3 protein-coding genes are annotated in these 6,270 nt (G+C 63.4%); all 3 read left to right on the top strand.

Annotated features, from left to right (window positions below):
- Window positions 1-10 precede the first annotated feature (10 nt).
- The gene (locus JW958_14150) at window positions 11-427 is read left to right on the top strand and encodes a glycogen-binding domain-containing protein (protein ID MBN1827398.1); all 417 of its coding nucleotides are present in this window, start codon (window positions 11-13) and stop codon (window positions 425-427) included.
- A gap of 134 nt (window positions 428-561) precedes the next feature.
- On the top strand, window positions 562-2,847 hold the full coding sequence (locus JW958_14155; GenBank protein MBN1827399.1) for a hypothetical protein: 2,286 nt from the start codon (window positions 562-564) through the stop codon (window positions 2,845-2,847).
- A gap of 345 nt (window positions 2,848-3,192) precedes the next feature.
- Window positions 3,193-6,270 (top strand): hypothetical protein (locus JW958_14160; protein ID MBN1827400.1); only part of this gene is annotated, 3,078 nt, incomplete at its 3' end.

Here is a 6,270-nt window from a genome sequence, read left to right on the forward strand (position 1 = left end):
GGTCGGCGTGATGCGGTGCGGAAGAAGAACGGCGGCGGCGATCGGGACGGCCCTGGCGGCGGCCCTGCTGCTGGGCGGTTGTTTTGAGTTGAACTTCATCAAACGGCGGTTACCCCCTCCCTACCCCGTGGACGGAGGGATTCTCTTTCAGTTCGAGGCGCCCTCGGCCCAGCGGGTACAGCTCGCCGGCAGCTGGCCGGACAACGACTGGCTCCGGGGACGGGCGGAGACCGGCAGCTACCTGATCGGGCTCATGGAGGACCCGGACGGGGACGGCATCTGGACGATCGTGGTCGATCTCGAGTCGGGAAGATACCAATACAAGTTCGTGATCGATGAAAAAACCTGGAAAGAAGATCCCAACAACCCGCAAAGGGTTGACGACGGATACGGGGGCAATAACTCCCTCCTGATCGTGGATCGCTAACCCGGGTTATGCGCGAGGTTTCGGCACGAGGAACGGGTCGCGAGCCGAGAGGCGCCGGAAAGTCGGCCCCGGAAGCCGCGAGCCCGTTCCGCAGCAGAAAGTTTGTGCATAATCCAGGTTGAGGAGGTCGAACGATGAAACGACGCGGAACCGCGGCGGCCCTCCTGGCGGCCGCATCATGCTTGATGGTGCTCATCGCCGTGCGATGCGGCGACAACGAGAACTCGCCGCTTCTCGATCCGCAGGCGGGAATCACGCTGGCGGAAGGGGTGATTTCGGGCGTGCTCGACTACGGGCGCCCGGGTCCCTATCCGTCCACGATCGTGATCGCCATTCCTTACTATGATCCGAGCTGTTCCGGCGGCTACTCCTCGATTCACGTCACCGGCGAATACAACAACTGGGACGAGGGCGCCTGGGAAACCGCGCCCGGCATGACCGAGCTGTTCCCCTGCCTCTGGAGGGAGAGGATCACGCTCGCGGCGGCGGACGACCAGTTCGAGTGGAAGTTCGTCACCGACAAGAGCTGGCCCAGCAGCTACGCCGCCGGTGGGGGGACGGTCGACGAAACCGCCCGTCGCGGCCCGACCACCGACGAGAACGGCGACAACCTGATCGTCTCGATCCCGGCGGCCGGCGACTACTGGTTCATGCTGAACAGCTCCACCGATCCGGCCTATTTCTGGATCGCCGACCAAGACGAGCCCCTCTGGGATTCCCTCGCGGCGGACAGCACCCGCTTCACCATCGAAAACCTCGAAGCCTCGGTTTACACCGTGATCATCTGGGTGATCGGCGACGAGGTGAATTTCCCCGTTCGCTACATCCGGGGAGTGCGGGTTTCCGGCGACAAGGGGACCGATCTCGGCGTAGTGGAGGTGGTCCCCAGCGGAGAGATCTTCGGCGTGGTCGCCTTCGACGACGCGCCGGCGACTCGGCCGGCGGTGACGGTTTTCGTGGACTACAGCGACGGCGGCGCGGTGGACACGGTCACGATCGCCTCAGCGGACAGCGTCTTCACCGTCGGCGGTCTGAACGACGACACGTACGACCTCCGTTTCCATGCGCCCGGCTACGTGGACACCGTCGTGGAGGCTGTCGATTTCTCCGCCGAGCGGGACACGGACCTCGGCCGGATCGTTCTCGTTCGGGGCGGCGCGGCCTCGGGCACGGTGGAGTTCCAGGACGACCCGTCGAATCCGCCGTCGGTGATTATCACGGGCGTGCGCGCCTCCGACGACATGCGGATCGCCACGACCGTCGCCGATCCCGCGACGGGCCTCTATGTGCTGGACGGGCTCCCCGCCGGCCTGGTGGATCTGGAGTTCACGGCCCGGAAATACAGGGACACGACGATGGTCGATGTCTCCATCGCCGTCGGCGAGACGACCGCCGTCGGTTTGGTGACCCTCGCGCCCGGCTGCGTGAGCGTGGCGACCACCATCCACGTTCTCGGCGAGTTCAACGGCTGGAGCGAGGCGCTCTTCACATCCGACGCGGGGATGGACCAGGTCGAGAGTTGTCTCTGGAGGGACACCATCGACGTGCCTCCTTCGGTGCTCCCCGAGCCGGAGTTCAAGTTCGTCACCGACGGCAACTACACCACGCCGCCGGACTATGTCCTTTGCGACGGCGAGGAGTACGACTCCCTCGGCGGACCGGTCTGTCTCCTCGGAGAGGGGAGCCCGCCGAACCTGGTGCTGACCGACGCGGACACGCCGGGACGCTATCAGTTCACGCTCGACGAGGACTCTCTCGTCTACCGCGCGAAGATCCTGGAGGAGTTCACCGCGACCATCGGCGGGACCATCGCCTACGATAGCGGCCTCGAGCCGCCTTTCCCGGCGATCACCGTTTCGGCGACCAAGGATGGAGGCGCGACGGCATTCGCCTCCGTATCGGTGAATCCGAGCACCGGTGTCTTCACGCTGCGGGGCCTCGACGCGGGGACCTACGCGGTCGCCATCGACGGCTCGAACATGCGGGACACCACGCTGGCCGGCCTTGTCGTCACGGCGGGGGGAACGCTCGACCTCGGCACGATCACGGTCACCGAGATCACCTGCCAGTCCGAGTTCTATCGAATTCAGGTTGTGGGTGATTTCACGGGATGGGGTACTCCCCCTCAAGGGCCTGATATGACGGAGATCGAGCCGTGTACGTGGGTGGTTAACATAGAGATCGACGAGGGATGCCATCTCTTCAAGTTTGTAACGAATGGCAGCTACGACAATCCGCCCAGTTATGGGTGTTGCGATGGTGAAACGGAGTGTGATCCCGGCACTTCGATGTCCGGAGATGTGTGCTTGGGATCCGGTCAAGGGACCGCCATTGGATACATCAATTTTACATCTTCAGGCACCTACGAGTTCCGCCTCGACGAGGGGAACCTGACTTACGCGATCACCAAACTGGAGTAATCGCGACGCAAAGCAAACGACCGAACGGGGGGACGCACCGCGCGTTCCCCCCTTTCTTTTTCTCCTCGGCGCCGGACGCCCCTTCCATTCTTTTCACTTCCGGAAGGCGATCATCCACAGAACGCCCACCGGCCGGATCGTGCAAGGCATTGAAAAACAGTGAGATATGCAACCAATCCTCCGCCCCTCCCCCGATGGGACAAAGAAGCCGATTCTTGTCTATCTAGTGTTTTGACAATTAGTTAGGGATCGTGCTATAATCACGAAGCTCCCTGGATAGTAAGCTCCCCATCGTGACCTTCCGGATTCGCCCTCTTAAAAACAGGAGGGGGAGGAGGCCCTAATATGAGACGACTGGTTCTGTTGACGGCGGCGCTGCTGCTGGCGTTTGTCCCTTGTCTCGCCTCTCACGTCGCCGTGGGAAGCGCGGGAGAAGATCTTACGGTCCGGCTTCTCGAATCCGGCGATCGGAGGATCGTTCTGGAGTTCGAGGTGGGCGGTTTCGAGCAGGTTCCCGTGGAGATCGACGGGCAAACCTACTACCGGATCCTTCTCGGAGAAGAGAGCAACATGCTCGAGAAGGGGTTGCCGGACCTGCCGAACATCTGCCGGAGCGTCATTATTCCCGACGACGCCCGCATGGAGGTTCGTGTGACCGATGCCGTGTACGAGGATCTGCGGATCCCCGTGGCGCCGTCGAAGGGGAGCCTTTCCCGTTCGGTGAATCCGGCGGACGTGCCGTACACCTTTGACGATTTCTACGCCGGCAACACGTGGTTCCCGGCGGAAGGCACCGCGGCGCGCGAGCCCTACATCCTGCGCGACTTCCGCGGTCTCACCGTGGTGGCCAATCCCTTCCGTTACAATCCGGAGACCGGCATGCTCCGCGTCTACACCCGGATGACCGTCGAGCTGGAGAACGTCGGGCCCGGCGTGGTGAACGTGCTCACCCGGCATCACCGGGACGCCATGCAGTCCGATTTCCGAAAGATCTACGACGACCACTTCCTGAACTTCGGCGCCGAGGCGACGAAGAACCGCTATCCCGCGGTGGATGAAGTGGGCGAGATGATCGTCATCGCCTATAGCTCTTTCGTGAGCAGCGTTCAGCCGTTGGTGGACTGGAAGAACCGGATGGGAATGAAGACCACCCTGGTCGACGTCGCCACCATCGGGAACAACTCCACGAGCATCAAGAGCTACATCCAGAACGCCTTCGACACCGGCGACCTGGCCTTCGTCCTCCTCGTGGGCGACGCGGCGCAGGTGGCCTATCCGACCTCGTCCGGCTACGCCTCCGACCCGAGCTATTCCCTCCTCGCCGGATCCGACCACTACCCGGACATCTTCGTCGGGCGTTTCTCCGCCGAGACGACCGCGCAGGTGGAGACCCAGGTCGAGAGGACCATCGCCTACGAGCGTGACCCGGAGGCGGGCGGCGACTGGTACCACAAGGGACTGGGGGTCGCCTCCAACCAGGGTACGGGCGACGACGGCGAGTACGACGACGAACACATCGACAACATCCGCGCCGACCTTCTCGCCTTCACCTACACCGAAGTGGACCGGATCTACGATCCCACCGGGACCGCGAGCCAGGTGTCGGCGGCCCTGAACAACGGCCGGAGCGTCATCAACTACTGCGGGCACGGGTCGTCGACGAGTTGGGGATCCACCGGATTCTCCAACACCCACATCAACGCCCTCGTGAACGACGACATGCTCCCCTTCATCGTGAGCGTGGCCTGCCTGAACGGTTCCTACACGAGCACCACCTGTTTCGCCGAGGCGTGGATGCGGGCGACCAATGGGTCGAACCCGACCGGCGCCATCGGCATATACGCAAGCTCGAAGAGCCAGGACTGGAACCCGCCCATGGCGGCCCAGGACGAGACGACGGATCTTCTCGTGGCCGAGTCGAAGCGCACCTTCGGCGCCCTCTGCTTCCTCGGTTCCTGCCAGATGATGGACGAATACGCGAACGGTCCGATCGAGTTCGACTGTTGGCACGTCTTCGGCGATCCCTCTCTGCGGGTCCGCACGGACACGCCGGCGAGTCTGAGCGCGAGCCACGCTTCGACCATCGACCAGATCGCGACGACCTTCACGGTGAACGTCACCGGCGTGGAGGGCGCGCTCTGCGGCCTTTACCACAACGGGACCTACCACGGCTCCGCCTTCACCAATGCCTCCGGACAGGCGGTCATCGACGTGGAAGGGACGCTCCCGGACAATCAGGACATCGACCTGACGGTGACCTATTTCAACCGGACTCCCTACTTCGGGTCGGTGCACGTCGGACCGGCGCTCTATCCGACCTGCGACGTGACGCCCGAAGACTTTTTCGTGGTCATGGGTCCGGACGAGACCCACACCGAGTACCTCACGATCGCCAACAACGGCGATCCGGGTTCGGTGCTGACCTACTCGTTGGAAAAGATGGACGAGATTCCCGTTTTCCGGAACATCAGCGGCTCCACCTTTACGAGCAATCCGACGGAGTACACGTCGGGCGCCACGTTCGACATCGTGTTCTCCATCACCTGCGTGAGCGGGGACAGCGAGTGGATCAAGTACGCGTCCCTCGACTTCCCGTCGGGTGTGACGGTGAACTCGTCCACCGACTTCGTCGTGCCGGGAACGAGCCGGGCGATGTACACCGACAACGCGACCGGCAACGGGGCGACGATCAACTGGGCCGGCGACGGAACCTGGGGCGAGATTTACCCCGGTGAAACCGGAACCGCGACGGTGAACGTGACCGTCGGCGCCCTCGCCGGCGACATGCAGATACCTTGGACCATGGATGGTGACATCTACGGCAGCGAGCCGCACCACCTGGAGGGGACGATCGTCCTCGCCTCCACCGGACCGAGCATCGTGCTCACGGCGCCCATCGGGGGCGAGATCTGGGGGATCGGCGAGAGCCACGACATCACCTGGACCTCTTCCGGCGACATCGGCGACGTGGAGATCCACTATTCCGTCAACGGCGGCGGCGCCTGGAACCCGGTGACCACCGGCACGACGGACGACGGCCTCTTCGAGTGGCTCGTCCCGGCGCCCAAGTCTCAGAACTGCCTGGTCCGCGTAGCGGGCTTGACCGAAACGGTGGCCGACACGAGCGACGCGCCCTTCACCATCTACCAGCCCGTGTACTGGTTCGATCTCGTGCCGGAGAACGGAACGGTGGATGAAGGGGACGAGGATGTGGTGGAGGTGCGGTTCGATACCTCCGGGATGCCGGACGGCGAGTACTACGCCACGATCATCGTTCATAACAGCGCCGGCGGTGATCAATACGTGCCTGTGATCCTGCAGGTGCAGTCCACTACCGTCGATCCGGACCTCTCCACCGTCGAGGCGAACGACCACGTGATGCTCGCTCCGGACGGGAGCGGCGATTCGACTTTGACGATCACG

This window comes from Candidatus Eisenbacteria bacterium, from assembly GCA_016930695.1.
GTDB lineage: Bacteria > Orphanbacterota > Orphanbacteria > Orphanbacterales > Orphanbacteraceae > JAFGGD01.